The 15,638-nt window shown below is 55.7% G+C and carries 13 protein-coding genes; 10 read left to right on the top strand and 3 right to left on the bottom strand.

What is annotated here, in order from left to right:
* Positions 1-2: 2 nt before the first annotated feature.
* Positions 3-1,037 carry a type IV pilus twitching motility protein PilT gene (locus C4F51_RS17330; protein WP_193911973.1) on the bottom strand — a complete coding sequence of 345 codons (1,035 nt, stop codon included), beginning with the start codon at positions 1,035-1,037 and terminating at the stop codon, positions 3-5.
* A 249-nt stretch (positions 1,038-1,286) separates the two neighbouring features.
* On the bottom strand, positions 1,287-2,138 hold the full coding sequence (locus tag C4F51_RS17335) for an SDR family oxidoreductase (RefSeq protein WP_193911977.1): 852 nt from the start codon (positions 2,136-2,138) through the stop codon (positions 1,287-1,289).
* 122 nt (positions 2,139-2,260) lie between these two features.
* On the opposite strand from C4F51_RS17335, the gene C4F51_RS17340 reads away from it, so the two are divergent.
* From C4F51_RS17340 to C4F51_RS17365, 6 genes are all read left to right on the top strand, one after another.
* A complete protein-coding gene (locus C4F51_RS17340; RefSeq protein ID WP_193911979.1) occupies positions 2,261-3,238 on the top strand; it encodes a hydrogen peroxide-inducible genes activator in 978 nt (325 codons plus the stop codon).
* Entirely contained in the window at positions 3,238-4,788 is a 1,551-nt protein-coding gene (locus C4F51_RS17345) for a tryptophan halogenase family protein (protein WP_193911981.1), read from the top strand. The genes C4F51_RS17340 and C4F51_RS17345 overlap by 1 nt, the downstream gene beginning before the upstream one ends.
* 23 nt (positions 4,789-4,811) lie before the next feature.
* Entirely contained in the window at positions 4,812-6,911 is a 2,100-nt protein-coding gene (recG, locus tag C4F51_RS17350; RefSeq protein WP_193911983.1) for an ATP-dependent DNA helicase RecG, read from the top strand.
* Between the two features lie 281 nt (positions 6,912-7,192).
* Positions 7,193-8,593 (top strand): aminoacyl-tRNA deacylase and HDOD domain-containing protein, encoded by a 1,401-nt coding sequence (locus C4F51_RS17355; RefSeq protein WP_193911985.1) that lies wholly within the window; start codon positions 7,193-7,195, stop codon positions 8,591-8,593.
* Between the two features lie 194 nt (positions 8,594-8,787).
* Positions 8,788-9,573, top strand: a complete 786-nt coding sequence (locus tag C4F51_RS17360; RefSeq protein WP_193911987.1) for a 2-keto-4-pentenoate hydratase — start codon at positions 8,788-8,790, stop codon at positions 9,571-9,573.
* A gap of 80 nt (positions 9,574-9,653) precedes the next feature.
* Positions 9,654-10,055 carry an acyl-CoA thioesterase gene (locus tag C4F51_RS17365; RefSeq protein WP_193911989.1) on the top strand — a complete coding sequence of 134 codons (402 nt, stop codon included), beginning with the start codon at positions 9,654-9,656 and terminating at the stop codon, positions 10,053-10,055.
* 39 nt (positions 10,056-10,094) lie between these two features.
* On the opposite strand, the gene C4F51_RS17370 is transcribed toward C4F51_RS17365, so the two are convergent.
* The gene (locus C4F51_RS17370; RefSeq protein WP_193911991.1) at positions 10,095-11,378 is read right to left on the bottom strand and encodes a dicarboxylate/amino acid:cation symporter; all 1,284 of its coding nucleotides are present in this window, start codon (positions 11,376-11,378) and stop codon (positions 10,095-10,097) included.
* A gap of 437 nt (positions 11,379-11,815) precedes the next feature.
* Between C4F51_RS17370 and C4F51_RS17375 the strand changes: the two genes are divergently transcribed.
* From C4F51_RS17375 to phoR, 4 genes are all read left to right on the top strand, one after another.
* Complete coding sequence (locus C4F51_RS17375; RefSeq protein ID WP_193911993.1) at positions 11,816-12,427, top strand: chorismate--pyruvate lyase family protein; 612 nt, start codon at positions 11,816-11,818, stop codon at positions 12,425-12,427.
* A gap of 52 nt (positions 12,428-12,479) precedes the next feature.
* Positions 12,480-13,376: a 4-hydroxybenzoate octaprenyltransferase gene (gene ubiA, locus C4F51_RS17380; RefSeq protein ID WP_193911995.1), complete on the top strand. Its 897-nt coding sequence runs from the start codon at positions 12,480-12,482 to the stop codon at positions 13,374-13,376.
* Between the two features lie 101 nt (positions 13,377-13,477).
* Positions 13,478-14,176, top strand: a complete 699-nt coding sequence (phoB, locus tag C4F51_RS17385) for a phosphate regulon transcriptional regulator PhoB (protein ID WP_193911997.1) — start codon at positions 13,478-13,480, stop codon at positions 14,174-14,176.
* Between the two features lie 168 nt (positions 14,177-14,344).
* Positions 14,345-15,628 carry a phosphate regulon sensor histidine kinase PhoR gene (gene phoR / locus C4F51_RS17390; RefSeq protein ID WP_193911999.1) on the top strand — a complete coding sequence of 428 codons (1,284 nt, stop codon included), beginning with the start codon at positions 14,345-14,347 and terminating at the stop codon, positions 15,626-15,628.
* Positions 15,629-15,638 lie beyond the last annotated feature (10 nt).

Genomic DNA, 15,638 nt, shown 5'->3' on the forward strand with positions numbered 1-15,638 from the left:
TTTTAGAAATTTTCCGGCATCTTGGCTTTGGTACGCGCCGCTTCGCGGCTGACCACCCGGCGCGCAACCAGATCAGCCAGACACTGATCCATGGTTTGCATACCGAGTGATGCACCGGTTTGAATCGCCGAATACATTTGTGCCACCTTGTCTTCGCGGATCAGATTTCGAATCGCCGAGGTGCCGCGCATAATTTCGTGGGCAGCAACACGACCACCGCCATTTTTCTTCATCAGGGTTTGTGAGATTACCGCTTGCAGTGATTCCGACAGCATGGAGCGCACCATGGATTTTTCATTGGCCGGAAATACGTCGACGATACGGTCAATGGTTTTTGCCGCGGAGGTGGTGTGCAAAGTGCCAAACACCAGGTGGCCGGTTTCGGCGGCGGTCAACGCCAGGCGAATGGTTTCCAGGTCACGCATCTCGCCCACCAGAATAATGTCCGGGTCTTCCCGCAGTGCCGAGCGCAAGGCTTCGGCGAAGCCGTGGGTATCGCGGTGCACTTCGCGCTGGTTAACCAGACATTTTTTACTTTCGTGAACAAATTCGATCGGGTCTTCAATGGTCAATACATGCTCGTATTTGTTGTCATTGATGTAGTCAATCATCGCCGCGAGAGTAGTGGATTTTCCGGAACCGGTGGGCCCGGTGACCAGCACCAGCCCGCGCGGAACCGCACAGATATCGCGAAACACGTTGCCCATGCCCAACTCTTCCATCGTTAACACTTTGGAAGGAATGGTACGGAACACTGCGCCAGCGCCCCGGTTCTGGTTAAACGCGTTAACCCGGAAACGGGCCACGCCGGGCACTTCGAAGGAGAAGTCGGTTTCGAGGAATTCTTCGTAGTCCTTACGCTGCTTGTCATTCATGATTTCATAAATCAGCCCATGCACCTGTTTGTGCTCCATGGGCGGCAGGTTGATACGGCGAACGTCGCCATCGACCCGAATCATGGGAGGCAAGCCTGCCGAGAGGTGCAAATCCGAAGCGCCTTGCTTGGCACTGAAAGCCAGCAGTTCCGTAATATCCATACTGTGCGTTACCCTGCTAAGGTTGAAATCATTATTGTTGCCATCCCGGAGCGCAGCCTGCTTGCAATAACAGCGGATCGCTACACCATCATGGAGCGGTAGCCTGAAGTCATGATTGGCCACGACCTCTGCCGACAAAAATCGCCCCCTGTGAATGCCATATCTCGCGACATTGTAACGACCGCCGGAGGAAAAGTTGAAGCAATCACTGCCGCAAAAACAGGAACTGCTTCACACTTATCCGGCAAGTCATTCCCCACCGGTCATGACTTGCCGGTAGCCTTGCTGATAATCGGGATACTGAAAAACAAAGCCACTTTTTAACAGCAGCTGGTTACTGCAATATTTTCCGGAGAGTGTTGCCGGTGTCTCCAGCGCGGCGGGCGGCGGCACCTTCATTTCCGCAGCAAGCCATTCAACCACCTCACTCAAGGGCACCGGCAGCGAGTCGGACGCCAGATAAACCGTTGGCGAATCAGCGGTGTGCTGGCGAATAATATGCGCCAGCACCGCCGCGCAATCATCGGCATGAATACGGTTGGTAATGGTGTTATCGCGGGAGACTTTACCGTCGAGAATCTGGTTGAGCAGCCGCGAGCGGCCAGGACCATAAATGCCGCTGAAGCGAACAATACAATGCGGCAAACCGCTGTTGCGAACCACCTGCTCGGCTTCCAGCAAACGCTGGCCAGCAAAACCTTGCGGCACGGTGGGCGAATTTTCATCGACCGTTTCGCCCTGGTTTTGCGCATAAACGCGGCTGCTGGAAACAAAAATAACCAGCCGTGGCGGCACCGCTTGCTGGCCAAGATAGTGGCAAACCTGATGGCAACTGGTGACATAAGCCTGCTGATAACCTGCATCGGTGAATGCCGAAGGCGTCATGGTAATCACTACCACCGAAGGCGCCAGCGATGCCAGCTGTCGATAATCGGCCGCGAGGGTGGCGTCCATGGCAAGATATTGCACCGGATTATCGGCAATTCTGGACGGAATTCGCCGCCGTACCCCGATGATTTCCTGAAAATCGCCTTGTACACGCCGGGCCAGCCGGTGGCCCAAATCACCGCAACCGATGATTAATAGTTTTTCGCTATTCATCTTCTTCGAAACTCTTTAACCTTAGGGGTTATTCAATCCCGGGAGCTTGCCAGTGCAGGCTCCGCGATGCCGACAGCTTATCGGGATATAACTGTCGCTGCTTTTACCTGTGGATACCGGTTATGACGCTTACTGAACTTCGCTACATAGTGACACTTGCCCAGGAACAACACTTTGGCCGCGCCGCCGAACGCTGTTTTGTCAGCCAGCCGACGCTGAGCATTGCTGTGAAAAAACTGGAGGATGAACTGGGTGTGGCGCTGTTTGAGCGCACCAAATCCCGCGTGCAAGCCACACCGCTGGGCGACCAGATTGTGCGCCAGGCACAACTGGTGCTTGAGCAAACGGCGGCTATCAAAGACATCGCCGATGCCGGTAAAGACCAGCTGAGCAGCCCCTTATCCGTCGGTGCCATTTTTACCATCGGCCCCTACCTGCTGCCGCAGTTTATTCCTTATTTGCAACGCATCGCCAGCAAAATGCCCTTGTATATTGAAGAAGGCTATACCGCCGGCTTGCGCAAGAAGCTGCGCAACGGCGAATTGGACGTGATTATTGTCGCCCTGCCTTTTACCGAGCCGGACGTAGTTACCCAGCCATTGTTCGAAGAACCCTTTGTCGTTTTACTGCCGCACAACCATCCGCTGGCGGCTAAAGACGCAATTGATCCGGATGAGCTGGACCGTGAAAGTGTGCTGCTGCTGGGTGAAGGTCACTGCTTCCGCGATCAGGTGCTATCCACCTGTCCCAACTTGCAACCGTCACTGGAAGAAAGCTCCAGCCGTATCCGCACGGCATCCGAAGGCAGCTCGCTGGAAACCCTGCGGCACATGGTCGCTTCCGGCCTCGGCATCACTATTCTGCCGCTGTCAGCGGCGCAAACTACGCTTTATGCGGCCAACCAATTGGTCACTCGCCCGTTTAAAGACCCGTCGCCGAGCCGCACTGTTGCTCTGGCGTGGCGAGCCAGTTTTCCGCGGCATAAAGCGATCGATGCGTTGCGCGAAGCCATTCACGCCTCCACATCGGCTCATTTGAATTTCACCACCCGTCGCGAACCGGCCGGTTCCGGCTTGCTGGTGGAAAACGGGAACTGGTAATGAGCGCCCCCGGAACTCAACTGCCTGCAGCACCGGATGCCTTGCAACGTATCGTCATCGTAGGGGGCGGTACCGCGGGTTGGCTGGCGGCAGCGATGCTGACCCGCCAGATCAAACCGGCGCAGTGCCGTATTGAGGTGGTTGAGTCCGAGCAACTGGGGCGCATCGGGCTGGGGGAATCTACCATCCCGCCGTTTGTGGGTTTGCTGAAAAGCCTGGGCATTGATGAGCAGGATTTTATTCGCAAGACCGGCGCCACCTACAAACTGGGCATTCGCTTCGTCGATTGGAAACAGAAAAACAGCCAGTATTTTCATCCCTTCGGGGTGATAGGTGCGCGTATTGATTCGCAGGATTTTTATCAGTGCTGGCTGAAAGCCCGCCACCTGGGGCACCCCTGGGAATTACAGGAATTTTCGCCCTGTGCGGTGATGGCTGCGCAGGGTCGTTTTTTGCCGCCCAACCAGGCTTACCACTCGCCCATCGCCGGCGCCGGTTACGCCCTGCATGTGGATGCCCGCTATCTCGCCGACTACTTTCGTCACTACGCCGAAGCGGCCGGTGTGCAACGTACCGAAGGACTGGTCAGCCAGGTCACTACCGCCAACGACGATGGTCGCATCGAGACATTGATATTGGCCGATGGCCGCGAGATCAGCGGCGATTTTTTTATTGACTGCACCGGTTTCAAATCGCTGCTGCTGGGAAAAACCCTCGGCGTTGCCTGGCAAGACTGGTCGCACCTGCTGCCCTGTGACCGCGCCGTAGCGGTAAAAAGCGACCATCACCATAATATTCCGCCGTTCACCCAGGCCACCGCTCGCGAGTCCGGCTGGTCGTGGCAAATACCGCTTCAACAAAACACCGGTTATGGCTATGTCTATTCCAGCCAGTTTTGCAGCGATGAAAAAGCCCGCCGCCAGTTATTAAAACTGATTGATGGCTCGCCGGTGAATGAAGTCAAAACCATCCCCTTTGCGACCGGCTGTCATGACGTGCTGTGGCAAAAAAATTGCCTGGCGCTGGGTCTCGCCGCCGGCTTTATTGAACCGCTGGAATCCACCGCTATTCATTTGATCGCCCGGGGCATGGATTTTTTTCTGCGCTATTACCCGGACAAACACTGCAAACCGGCTCTGATCGCCGAATATAACCGCCGTATGCGCAACGATTTTGAAGAAGTGCGCGACTTTGTCTTGCTGCATTACTGCACCACACAACGCGATGATTCGCCCTTCTGGCAACACTGTCGCAACCTGCCGTTGCCCGACTCGTTGCAAGCGCGCATGGAATTGTTCAAGGCCAGCGGCGCGATGCGCGAAGGGCTGGACGAGCTCTTCCGCCAACACAGCTGGCAGTCTATTTTTGAAGGCATGGGCCTGCGCCCGGATCACTATTGCGCCCGCGTGGACAACAGCGATTTTGAACAAATTCGCACCACGCTGACCAACGCCCGCCAGGCGATTGCCGCCATGGTCAATACCTTGCCCTCCCACGATGCCTTTCTGGCCGGCCTGCATAAATCGGCCGCCAACGGCAAATCCGTCTGAGCCGACTTCCTGATGAGCGCCCGATGAGTACCGGCTTTCACGCAATTCGCACCCTCGACAAGGTGCCAGTTTCAGAACTGAAAGGCGTCGGCGCCGTACTGGCTGGCAAGCTGCAACGCATCGGTATTTACAGCATTCAGGATTTGCTGCTGCACCTGCCCACACGCTACATGGACCGCACTCGCATCACCCCCATCGGCGGCTTGCAGCCCAACGCGCATTACGTAATTGAAGGCAGCGTACGTGCCAGTGATATTGTGATCGGCAAACGGCGCAGCTTGGTGGTGCGCTTGCAGGACGACACCGGCACTACCACGCTGCGTTTTTATCATTTCAATAAAGCGCAAAAAGAGCGCTTCGCCCCCGGCGCCCGCTTGCGGGTATTTGGTGAAACCCGGCGGGGGTCAGCCGGTCTGGAGTTTTATCACCCGGAATATGAATCAGCCGATACCCGCAATACCGCCGAACTTGAAGCCTCGCTAACGCCGGTTTACCCGGCCACCGACGGGCTGAGCCAAAGCCGGTTGCGGCAGTTGTCCAGCCAGGCCTTGCAATGGTTGAATCACCACACCTTGCAGGAATTGATTCCCGAACCGCTGCGCGACCGTTTGCAGCAAAGCGCTATGGCCGATGCCATCCGCTTTTTGCACCACCCGCCGGCCAGCGCCAACCTGCAACAATTGGCCGATGGTGAGCATCCCTTCCAGCAACGGCTGGCCTTTGAAGAACTGCTGGCGCACCACCTCAGTTTATTGCTGTTACGCCGTGAAGCCCAGGCGATTGCCGCCCCCCGGTTTAATGAATCAGCCGCACTGGTAAATCAGTTTTTGCAACAACTGGGCTTTTCACTGACCGCAGCCCAGCAGCGCGTCTGCCAGGAAATTTCGCAGGATCTGGCCAGCCCGCTGCCCATGTTACGGCTGGTGCAGGGCGATGTCGGCTCCGGCAAAACGGTCGTCGCCGCCATGGCCGCGCTGGCAGCAGCGGCCAGTGGGCAGCAAACTGCCATTATGGCGCCCACCGAGATTCTTGCCGAACAACACCGCAATAATTTCAGCCGCTGGCTGGAGCCACTCGGCATTTCCGTCGCCTGGCTGACCGGAAAACTGAAAGTCGCCGAGCGTCGCCAGCAACTGGCGGCCATTACCAGCGGAGAAGCCGCCGTGGTAGTGGGCACTCACGCCCTGTTTCAGGCGGATGTTGAGTTCGCCCGGCTGGGGCTGGTGATCATTGATGAGCAACACCGCTTCGGTGTTAACCAGCGCCTTTCCTTGCGACAGAAAGGCGCCAACGGCGACTACAATCCGCACCAGTTAATCATGACCGCCACACCGATTCCGCGTACCCTGGCGATGAGCGCCTATGCCGATCTCGACTGTTCCATCATTGACGAGCTTCCCCCGGGAAGAACCCCGGTCACCACCGTGGTGATCAGCCAATTGCGTCGTGCCGATGTGATTGAGCGGGTACGCCTTGCCTGCAACCAGGGTCGCCAGGCCTATTGGGTGTGCACGCTGATTGAAGAATCCGAAACACTGGAAGCCCAGGCCGCCGAAGCAACCGCTGAAATGCTGGCCGGTTTGCTGGCGCCCTTGCGCGTGGGTCTGCTACATGGCCGCCTGAAGGCGGATGAAAAAGAACAGATTATGGCGGCCTTTAAAGCCGGTGAGCTGGACTTGCTGGTGGCAACCACCGTGATTGAAGTGGGCGTGGATGTACCCAATGCCAGCCTGATGATTATCGAAAACCCGGAGCGACTGGGGTTGGCACAACTGCACCAGCTGCGCGGGCGTGTCGGGCGCGGCACAGCGGCCAGCCATTGCGTGCTGCTTTACAGCGACCCGCTGTCGGCGCAAGGTAAAGCACGACTGAACGTCATGCGTGAAAGTAATGATGGCTTTGTGATTGCCGAACAGGATTTACAGTTGCGCGGTGCCGGTGAAGTATTGGGAACCCGGCAAACCGGTGAGATGCAATTTCGCATTGCCAACCTGCAACGCGACGCGCATTTGTTAACCGGCGTAAAGCAGTGTGCACTTGTACTCATGAGTGAGTATCCTGAAATTTGCGCCGCTATCGTAGCGCGCTGGATCGGGCAAAATCAGCATTATTTACAGGTGTAAATGGCTGTACCTGGCCGCAATCACGGCAAAAATTAACGGGCACGCCAAACACACGGCCTTAAAAAATTTGTCGATATTTGCAACATAAAATGAAAAACGCGACACGCAACAGATAACTGCAAGCGCTTACCTGATACAAATGTTCTTATTTGCCGCGCAACGAATAAATCTGCTTGCTCAAATGCAGATCTTTCAGGAAACTGCCGGGGCATAATCGTCACCATCCCTTATAACCGGCATGGTGAGATTTGACGAAAGACTGGTGTAAAAAGGAGCAGGCTGTGCCCGTACCCGCGAGTGTTCAAACACGACTTGATGATCAAAACGTTCTCTACCATATCGCCACGACACCGGTGGACGACAATAACAACCGTATTTGGCACGACCAGCATTTACGCAATGTTGGAGCCGCCCGATCGGTTTTGTTGCAGGACGAAAACGGCAAGGTTCAGATCATCATAGGTGCCGACCGATTACTGGATTTGCACGCCGTCAATCGCTTGCTCAACCGTCAATTATTCGCGACCAATGCCGACGAACTGGCGCGCTTCTGCCGTAACCACAATGTACAAACGGTACCGGCTCTGCCAAAAATCGCCGGCATGTTAACGCTGGTAGACGAAGACTTGCTGGAGCGGGAAGCGCTGTTACTGGACTCCGGCAGCGAAGAACAACTGCTGCAACTCTCCCGTGAAGAATTCCGTCAGGTGCTTGAAGACGCACGTTTGTGCGATATTTCCGTGGCCCTGGCACCGCTTGAAAACGACCCGTCTGTTCAGCAGGACACTGATTTGATTCTCGGGGCGGTAGAAAACTTCACCCGTTTGCGCATCAAACAGCGGCTGGAAGAAACCCTGGAGTTACCGCCGCTCTCGGAAACCGCACAACGCATTATCAAGCTGCGCGTTAACCCCAATGCGGATGTCAGTGATCTGGCACAAATTGTCGAAACCGACCCGAGCCTCGCCGCGCAGGTAGTAAGCTGGGCGGCCTCTCCCTATTATTCTGCGCCGGGTAAAATCCGCTCGATTCACGATGCCATTGTGCGGGTACTGGGCTTTGATATGGTGCTCAACCTGGCGCTGGGTCTGGCGCTCGGACGCTCGCTGCAAATTCCCAGGCAGGGTCCGCACAGCGCTTTGCCCTACTGGCAACAGGCGGTTTATGTTGCCGCCACCATTGAAGGTCTGGTTACCGCCATTCCTCGCGATCAGCGCCCGGCGTTTGGCATGGCCTACCTTTGCGGGCTGTTGCATAATTTTGGCTATCTGATTCTTGCCGAGGTATTCCCGCCGCACTTCAACCAGTATTGCCATCTGGCCGATGCCAACTCCCACATTACCCATCAAGCCATCGAGCGCCATTTGCTCGGTGTAACCCGCGAGCAAATCGCCAGCACCCTGATGTCGCTGTGGTCCATGCCCGAAGAAGTGGTGGTTGCGCTGCGCCAGCAAAACAACCCGGACTATCAGGGCGAACATCACCGCTACGCCAAACTGGTTTTTGTTGCGCAACGCCTCTTGTTACAACAGGGCATCGGACACGGCCCCAAGCTGGATATTCCCCAGCATGTGTTTGATGAATTGCATCTCGATCCGCAAAAAGCCGTAGCCGCTGTTAAAAATATTCTCGAGTCGGAAACCGACCTGGAATTTATTGCTTTACAGCTCTCCCCGCACTGATCGACGCCATTAAATCTCCATCCCCCGGGAGCACAGCGGGGGCGTCAGTGCGGGTTGCGTCTCTCCTTTTTTCCGAAAGCAGAATGGTTGTCAAACCACCCGGTTTGCGCCATTCTGGTATGGCGCGACCATCGCAACGCGTTGCATAACAGCCGGAATTGCACCGGCGATCAACCACCATTCCGGAAACCACTATGTCCCGATTTTCTGCCGCTGTTGCTGAAGAAGCAGCACAACTGTTAGTTACCCGTCGTCTGGCTGCCACACCAGGCGCCGTGCTTCCCGAGCACCTGCGTCCGCAAACCGTTGAAGAAGCACTGCAAATTCAGCAAGCCTTTGCCAACCTCTGGTGCGAACAAACCGACGACTCCATTGGCGGCTGGAAATGCCTCCAGCCCAGCGAAGATAAATTGATCATCGCGCCGATTTTTACCTCAACCATTAACAGTGTTGCACCGGTTACTGCCGTGACTACCGCAGAAAAAGTGCGCATTGAGCCGGAGCTGGCGTTTTATATTGCCAAAGATTTGCCCGCCCGCGAGACGCCCTATACTGCCAGTGATGTTGATGCCGCTATTGGCCGTACCCATTTGGCACTTGAGCTGATTCACTGCCGCTATGCCGAACCGGGAACCACCACCTTTGCAGATAACCTCGCTGATAACCTGGTCAATCAGGGCTTGTTTGTCGGGCCGGAAGTTGACGCCACACAGGCAGCAAAAGCGTCTACCGTTAACTTTGCGGCAAACGCCAATGGCCAGAGCATTTTTGCCGGCGAAGGCCGTCACCCCAACCTGGGGCCGCGCTTGCCGCTCTATTGGCTGGCCGAATTTTTACGCAGCCGTGGTGAAGGTTTGCAGGCAGGCCAGGTGATTATTACCGGTTCTTATGCAGGTATCTGGGATATTCCGACCGGTTCGACATTAACAGTGGAGTATCAGGGGCTGGGCACCTTGACGGTATCTTTTAACGCGGCTTGACGGCATCCGGACACAGAACGCTAAAGCGCCCGGCGACCAACTCACATGGAAACCGGGCGGGAGTTGTTAGGAGAGATGTTATGAGTGATGAGGCGAAACCTGTTTTTTCCTGTGCCATCCCGGTTCGCTGGGGCGATATGGATGCCTTCGGGCACGTCAACAACACCCTTTACCTGCGCTACATTGAAGAAGCGCGTTTCCTGTGGATGCAAAGCAAAGGTATCCCGATCGGGGGCGATTCCTACCCGGTCGTCGTCACCATTGGCTGTACTTTTTTACGGCCGGTGTTTTACCCGGATACGCTGCGGATTGATTGTTATATTTCCGAGCCGGGACGCTCCAGCTTTATTATTGATTACCGTATTTTTTCAGAATCGGACCCGCTAAACCCCACCGCCACCAGCCATTCCAAAGTGGTGTGGGTAGAGGCCAAAACCGGTAAATCCACGCCTTTACCCGACAGCGTTCGCAGCTGGTTTTAAGGCAATTGCCAGCGACGCTGAAGCCGCTGGCAATCTTCTTTATACGGTTTTATTCATATCGTTGAAGCGCTCGCGATCCAGCAGTTTTTCGCTGTTCGCGACGATACACGACACCACCCCGTCACCGGCAATATTGACCGAAGTGCGCACCATATCCAGCAGACGATCCACACTGAGCACCAGCGCAATACCTTCCAGCGGCAAACCGGCTTGTTGCAGCACCATCGCCAGCATAATCATCCCGGCGCTAGGCACCGCTGCCGTACCAATCGCCGCCAGCGATGCGGTAATAATCACCATTAAATAACCGGATAAGCCGATATCAATACCGTAGGCCTGGGCGATAAATACCGTTGCCACACCCTGCATAATCGCCGTGCCGTCCATGTTAATCGCAGTGCCGAGCGGCACCGTAAACGAAGCCACTTTGTTATCCACCCCCAAATCATGCTGAATGGTGCGCATGGTAAAGGGCATGGTGGCACCGCTGGACGAGGTACTGAAACCAAACAACAACACCGGCCACATTTTGCGGCCAAATTTCAGTGGGCTCAGGCCGGTAAAAGCTTTTAACATCAGGCTGTATACGCAAACACCGTAGAAAATGAGAATACCGAGCAAGGTGAAGAAGTATTTCGCCAGATCCAGCACCGCCTCGTAACCGGTGGTGACAAACAGCTTCGCCAGCAGGCAGAAAACCCCGTAAGGCGCCAATTCCATCAACATCAGGATCATTTTGATCACCACATTGTTCAGGTGATCAAACAATTCAAGAATGTATTTGCGGGACGTTTCCGTGCGCGATACCGCCACACCGAACAGCAGCGAGAAGACAATAATTTGCAGCATGTTGCCTTCGGCCATCGCCTGAATCGGGTTGCTCGGGAAGATACCAACCAGCGTGTCCTTGATCGATGGCGCCGTCGGCAGTGCCACATTCTCCGGCAGCTTCATGTTGAGCCCTTCACCGGGGCCAACCGCCAGGCTGATAGCCAGCGCGATGCTGACCGCGATGGACGTCGTGATGATGTACAGGAAAATGGTTTTGCCAGCCATCCGCCCCATGCTGCTGTGATTACCCAGCGAGGCACTGCCGCCGACCATGGAAATAAATACCAGCGGCACCACCAGCAATTTCAGCGAAGCGAGAAAGATCTGCCCGATGGCATCCAGAAAACCATCCACCACGTACTGCAAAATCCATTGACCAGCCGGTGTTGCCGGTACCGGGTTATCCGGCGTAATGCCAAGGTAATTATTAAGACCGATGCCAACGGCAATGCCGCACACCATTGCCAGTAAAACGCGCTTGGTCAAACTCATGAAAACTCCGTTGTTATTGTTTGCAACCCTGGTGGAAGCTTGCGCAATATTGCGACAGGCCACACCGGTCGCCCGATCTGTATGGCTCGCTATGCTGGCACAAGCAACGCCCGAGCCATAAATTCTCCCCCGCCATAGCGGCGGGAACAAGAGGCAGACCAGGCAAAAGCTGTTCCTGACTCTGCTTGTGTACCGGGCCGTAAGCCGTATGGTCATCCAATATAGCACCGGATTGGCTCGCTGCGTCCAGCGCCATGGCGCGCTTGTCGTTATTGTGAAAGAGGCACTTTTCGGGGTGCAGTCGGGTCAGCAGCGCAAAATCCCGGCGCGGTAAATGCAACAGGCATCTGCGAAGCTTGCACGGGGTATGAATCACGCACCAAAAGCGCGCTTCCTGATACCATGGCAGCTCCACTCATTGTCCGGAGTTTCGGCGCGTGTTATCGCCATTCAGTTTCAGTTCGCAGACAAGCTGTCGCTGGCAATCGCTGCTCGCCATCGCCCCGCAAAACCGCCCGCCCCTGCCGCTGCAAACCTGGTTACTCAATGAAACCTCGCTCACCGCGCGTCTGATTGCGCTCAGCGAAGGGCAGTTTGATGTGCAGATTGTGCGTCAGTTTCGCGGCATCCCCACCCGTGAAGAACAACAGGCGCTGGCGATGCGCAGACCTGGCTTGGCGCTGATCCGCGAAGTGGTCTTGCGCGGCCACCGGCAACCCTGGGTTTTTGCCCGCAGCGTATTGCCGCTCACCAGCCTCACGGGGCGCTTGCGACGGCTGCGCAAACAGGGCAACCAGCCGTTGGGGAAGTTTCTCTTCAAACATCCGCAACTGGAACGCAGCCCGGTCGTGATTGCCTGTTTTGGCAAAGGCAACCGCTACCTGCCGCCGGCATTGCAGGGCGAACAACCCTTGTGGGGCCGGCGCTCGGTGTTTCGCCTCGACAACCGGCCATTGCTGGTCAGCGAAGTCTTCCTCGATCACTTCACCGCCTTGTACCAGGATAGCGACCCCGTCTCTTCACCTGATCGGTCATCCGTGGCAAAGTAGCCCGCCGATGCAGTGCGCGCACTGCCATTTACGCCTTCTGTCGGAAACTTTTATGGCTCCCCTACAAAAAACACCGGCCACCGCCGCCATCTGGCGCGTTAAAGCCGCCCAATACATTCGCCTCACCCGTCTGAATCGCCCAATCGGCTCGCTGTTATTACTCTGGCCAACACTGTGGGCGCTGTGGCTGGCGGCGGGCGGTTTTCCGCGCTGGGATTTATTGGTGATTTTTACGCTGGGCGTTTTTGTCATGCGTTCCGCCGGCTGTGTGATTAACGACTTCGCTGACCGCCGCATTGACGGCCAGGTTAAACGCACCCGTGAACGCCCGCTCGCCACCGGCGAAGTCAGCAGCCGTGAAGCCATTGGTTTGTTTGTGGCGCTCTGTCTGGTGGCGTTTATGCTGGTGCTGTTCACTGACAGTTTCACCGTGCAACTGTCGGTGGGCGGCCTGGCGCTGGCCTTTACCTATCCGTTTATGAAGCGCTACACCCATCTGCCACAAGTTGTGCTGGGCGCGGCTTTCGCCTGGGCGGTGCCGATGGCGTTTGCCGCACAGCGCGGCAACCTCGGCGAAGATGTCTGGCTGTTGTACCTGGCGGTGATTCTCTGGACGGTGGTTTATGACACTTTCTACGCCATGGTCGATCGCGATGACGATATTAAAATTGGCGTTAAATCCACGGCGGTCTTGTTTGGCGATCAGGACCGTTTGATTACCGGTGTATTACAGCTGATGACGCTTTATACCCTGGTGCTGGTCGGTGGCCGTTTTGAGCTGGGTGGCGTTTATTATTGCGGGCTGGTACTAGTTGCCGGCTGCTTTATCTGGCAACAAATACTAATTCGTTTTCGCGAGCGCGAGGCCTGCTTCAAGGCATTTCTGCACAATAATTATGTCGGTATGATTATTTTTGCAGCAATTGCGATAGATTTATTGCTCCAATAGCGTTAAAAGCATAAATCATCAGCCCTTGTCATAATTGTGTAACACAGGCTTTATTTAATAATCCTGTAACTCTTACATGTTTGACAACTTCAGGTGACTTTATGAGCGGCCGCAAAATTCTTATCGTTGATGACGAGCCGGCAATCCGCGACATGTTGCGCGTTGCACTGGAAATGGCCGATTACAATTGCCTTGAAGCAGGGAATGCACAGGATGCCCACGCGCTGGTAGTGGATGAAAAACCGGATTTGCTACTACTTGACTGGATGATGCCCGGCACCACCGGGCTGGAATTGGCCAGACGCCTGAAACGCGACGAAGTAACCGCGGATATTCCGATCATCATGCTCACCGCCAAAGGTGAGGAAGACAATAAAATTCAGGGGCTGGATGTTGGCGCGGATGATTACATCACCAAGCCTTTCTCTCCACGCGAACTGGTCGCCCGGCTCAAAGCCGTGCTGCGCCGCGCCGACCCGCAAATCAACGGTCAGCCGATCATCGTAAAAGGCCTTTGCCTTGATCCCATCAGCCACCGTGTCACCATTCACGAACAACCGGTCGACATGGGCCCTACCGAATACCGCCTGCTGGAATTTTTCCTCACCCATCAGGAGCGCGCCTACACCCGCAGCCAATTGCTGGATCACGTCTGGGGCGGCAATGTGTATGTGGAAGAGCGCACCGTGGATGTACACATTCGCCGCTTGCGCAAAGCGCTGACGGTGGATAATCATGAAAACCTTGTCCAGACTGTGCGCGGCACCGGCTACCGTTTTTCTACCCGCATTGATCTCTAACCGGGCAAACAGCGCCGGTTATTGAGCGACGGCTCAGGAAAATCCTGCCGGGGAAGCGCGCGGGAATGTCCGCAGGGAAGTTCCACCGGCAAAGTTCAGCAGCAAGTTCCGGTGAGGATCTGCCGGAGCGGCTTTTTATTTTCGATTTATTGACGAGGTTACGGAATCTTGCGTCAGGGCTTTTACGCTGAACTCAAACGCCTGGCATGGCTGATGATAATTGCCATGATCATCGGCTGGCTCAGTGGTGCGCTGGCGGTTTGTCTGGTGCTGGCCGGCGTTGCCTACATTGGCTGGCTACTGTGGCAAATGCGCCGCCTGCATATCTGGCTGGCGCGCAGTGACGAAGCCGAACACCCGCCGGAAACCGACGGCCTGTGGGGCGATATTTTCGACAGCATTTACCATTTACAACGCCGCCATCAGCACGAAAAACAGGAACTGCAGGCGGTCGTCAACCGCATTCAGGAAACCACCAGCGCCCTGCGCGATGGTGTTATTTTGCTGGATCAACGCGGCCATCTCGATTTCTGGAACCCGGCGGCGCAGCGCTTGCTGGGTTTTCACGCCCGCGACCAGGGTTTGTCGGTGATCAACTTTGTTCGCCACCCCCGCTTCGTCAGTTATTTTGAAAGCGGCGAATACAGCGACCCGCTGGAACTGCCCTCACCGCGTTTCAACTCCAAACAGCTGCAATTCCAGATCACCCGTTTCGGTAAAAACGAACGGCTTATCGTGGTTCGCGATGTCACCCGCATTCATAACCTTGAACAAATGCGGCAGGACTTCGTCGCCAACGTATCCCACGAACTGCGCACCCCGCTCACGGTAATTAACGGTTATCTGGAAACCCTCGCAGACCACAATGACAAACCGGCGTGGGATAGACCGCTGCAACAAATGCAACAACAGGCGCGGCGGATGGCCTTGCTGATCAACGATCTGCTGCTGCTCTCCCAACTGGAAACCACCGACAGCGGCGTGAACCTCAAAAATATTGCGCTGGGGCCGATGCTGGCGGTGATTCGCTCGGAAGCCATGGCGCTGGGCAGTGAAAAGTCGCAGCAAATTCTGCTCGAATGCGAGCCGGACTTATACCTGTCGGGCAATGAAAAGGAATTGCACAGCGCCTTTTCCAACCTGGTGATCAATGCCGTCAAGTACACCCCGGAACAGGGCACCATTGCCATGAAGCTCTGGCAGGACAAATCCCGGCTGTATTTTTCAGTGACGGATAACGGCCCCGGCATCGAGCAAAAACACATCCCCCGGCTGACCGAACGCTTCTACCGCGTCGACGCCAGCCGCAACAGCGGAACCGGTGGCACCGGACTCGGCCTGGCCATTGTCAAACACGTGTTGCTTCGTCATGATGCTGAACTCAAGATCAGCAGTGAACCAGGCAAAGGCAGCGTGTTTACCTGTGAATTCCCGAGGGAGATCCAGCGTTAATAACAAGTTG

Source organism: Cellvibrio polysaccharolyticus (genome assembly GCF_015182315.1).
Taxonomy (GTDB): Bacteria; Pseudomonadota; Gammaproteobacteria; order Pseudomonadales; family Cellvibrionaceae; genus Cellvibrio; species Cellvibrio polysaccharolyticus.

Bases quoted from the DNA above. Each gene is read 5' to 3' on its own strand.
- C4F51_RS17330 (WP_193911973.1), bottom strand. From the start codon at position 1,037: ATGGATATTACGGAACTGCTGGCTTTCAGTGCCAAGCAAGGCGCTTCG.
- C4F51_RS17335 (WP_193911977.1), bottom strand. From the start codon at position 2,138: ATGAATAGCGAAAAACTATTAATCATCGGTTGCGGTGATTTGGGCCAC.
- C4F51_RS17340 (WP_193911979.1), top strand. From the start codon at position 2,261: ATGACGCTTACTGAACTTCGCTACATAGTGACACTTGCCCAGGAACAA.
- C4F51_RS17345 (WP_193911981.1), top strand. From the start codon at position 3,238: ATGAGCGCCCCCGGAACTCAACTGCCTGCAGCACCGGATGCCTTGCAA.
- recG (WP_193911983.1), top strand. From the start codon at position 4,812: ATGAGTACCGGCTTTCACGCAATTCGCACCCTCGACAAGGTGCCAGTT.
- C4F51_RS17360 (WP_193911987.1), top strand. From the start codon at position 8,788: ATGTCCCGATTTTCTGCCGCTGTTGCTGAAGAAGCAGCACAACTGTTA.
- C4F51_RS17365 (WP_193911989.1), top strand. From the start codon at position 9,654: ATGAGTGATGAGGCGAAACCTGTTTTTTCCTGTGCCATCCCGGTTCGC.
- C4F51_RS17370 (WP_193911991.1), bottom strand. From the start codon at position 11,378: ATGAGTTTGACCAAGCGCGTTTTACTGGCAATGGTGTGCGGCATTGCC.
- ubiA (WP_193911995.1), top strand. From the start codon at position 12,480: ATGGCTCCCCTACAAAAAACACCGGCCACCGCCGCCATCTGGCGCGTT.
- phoB (WP_193911997.1), top strand. From the start codon at position 13,478: ATGAGCGGCCGCAAAATTCTTATCGTTGATGACGAGCCGGCAATCCGC.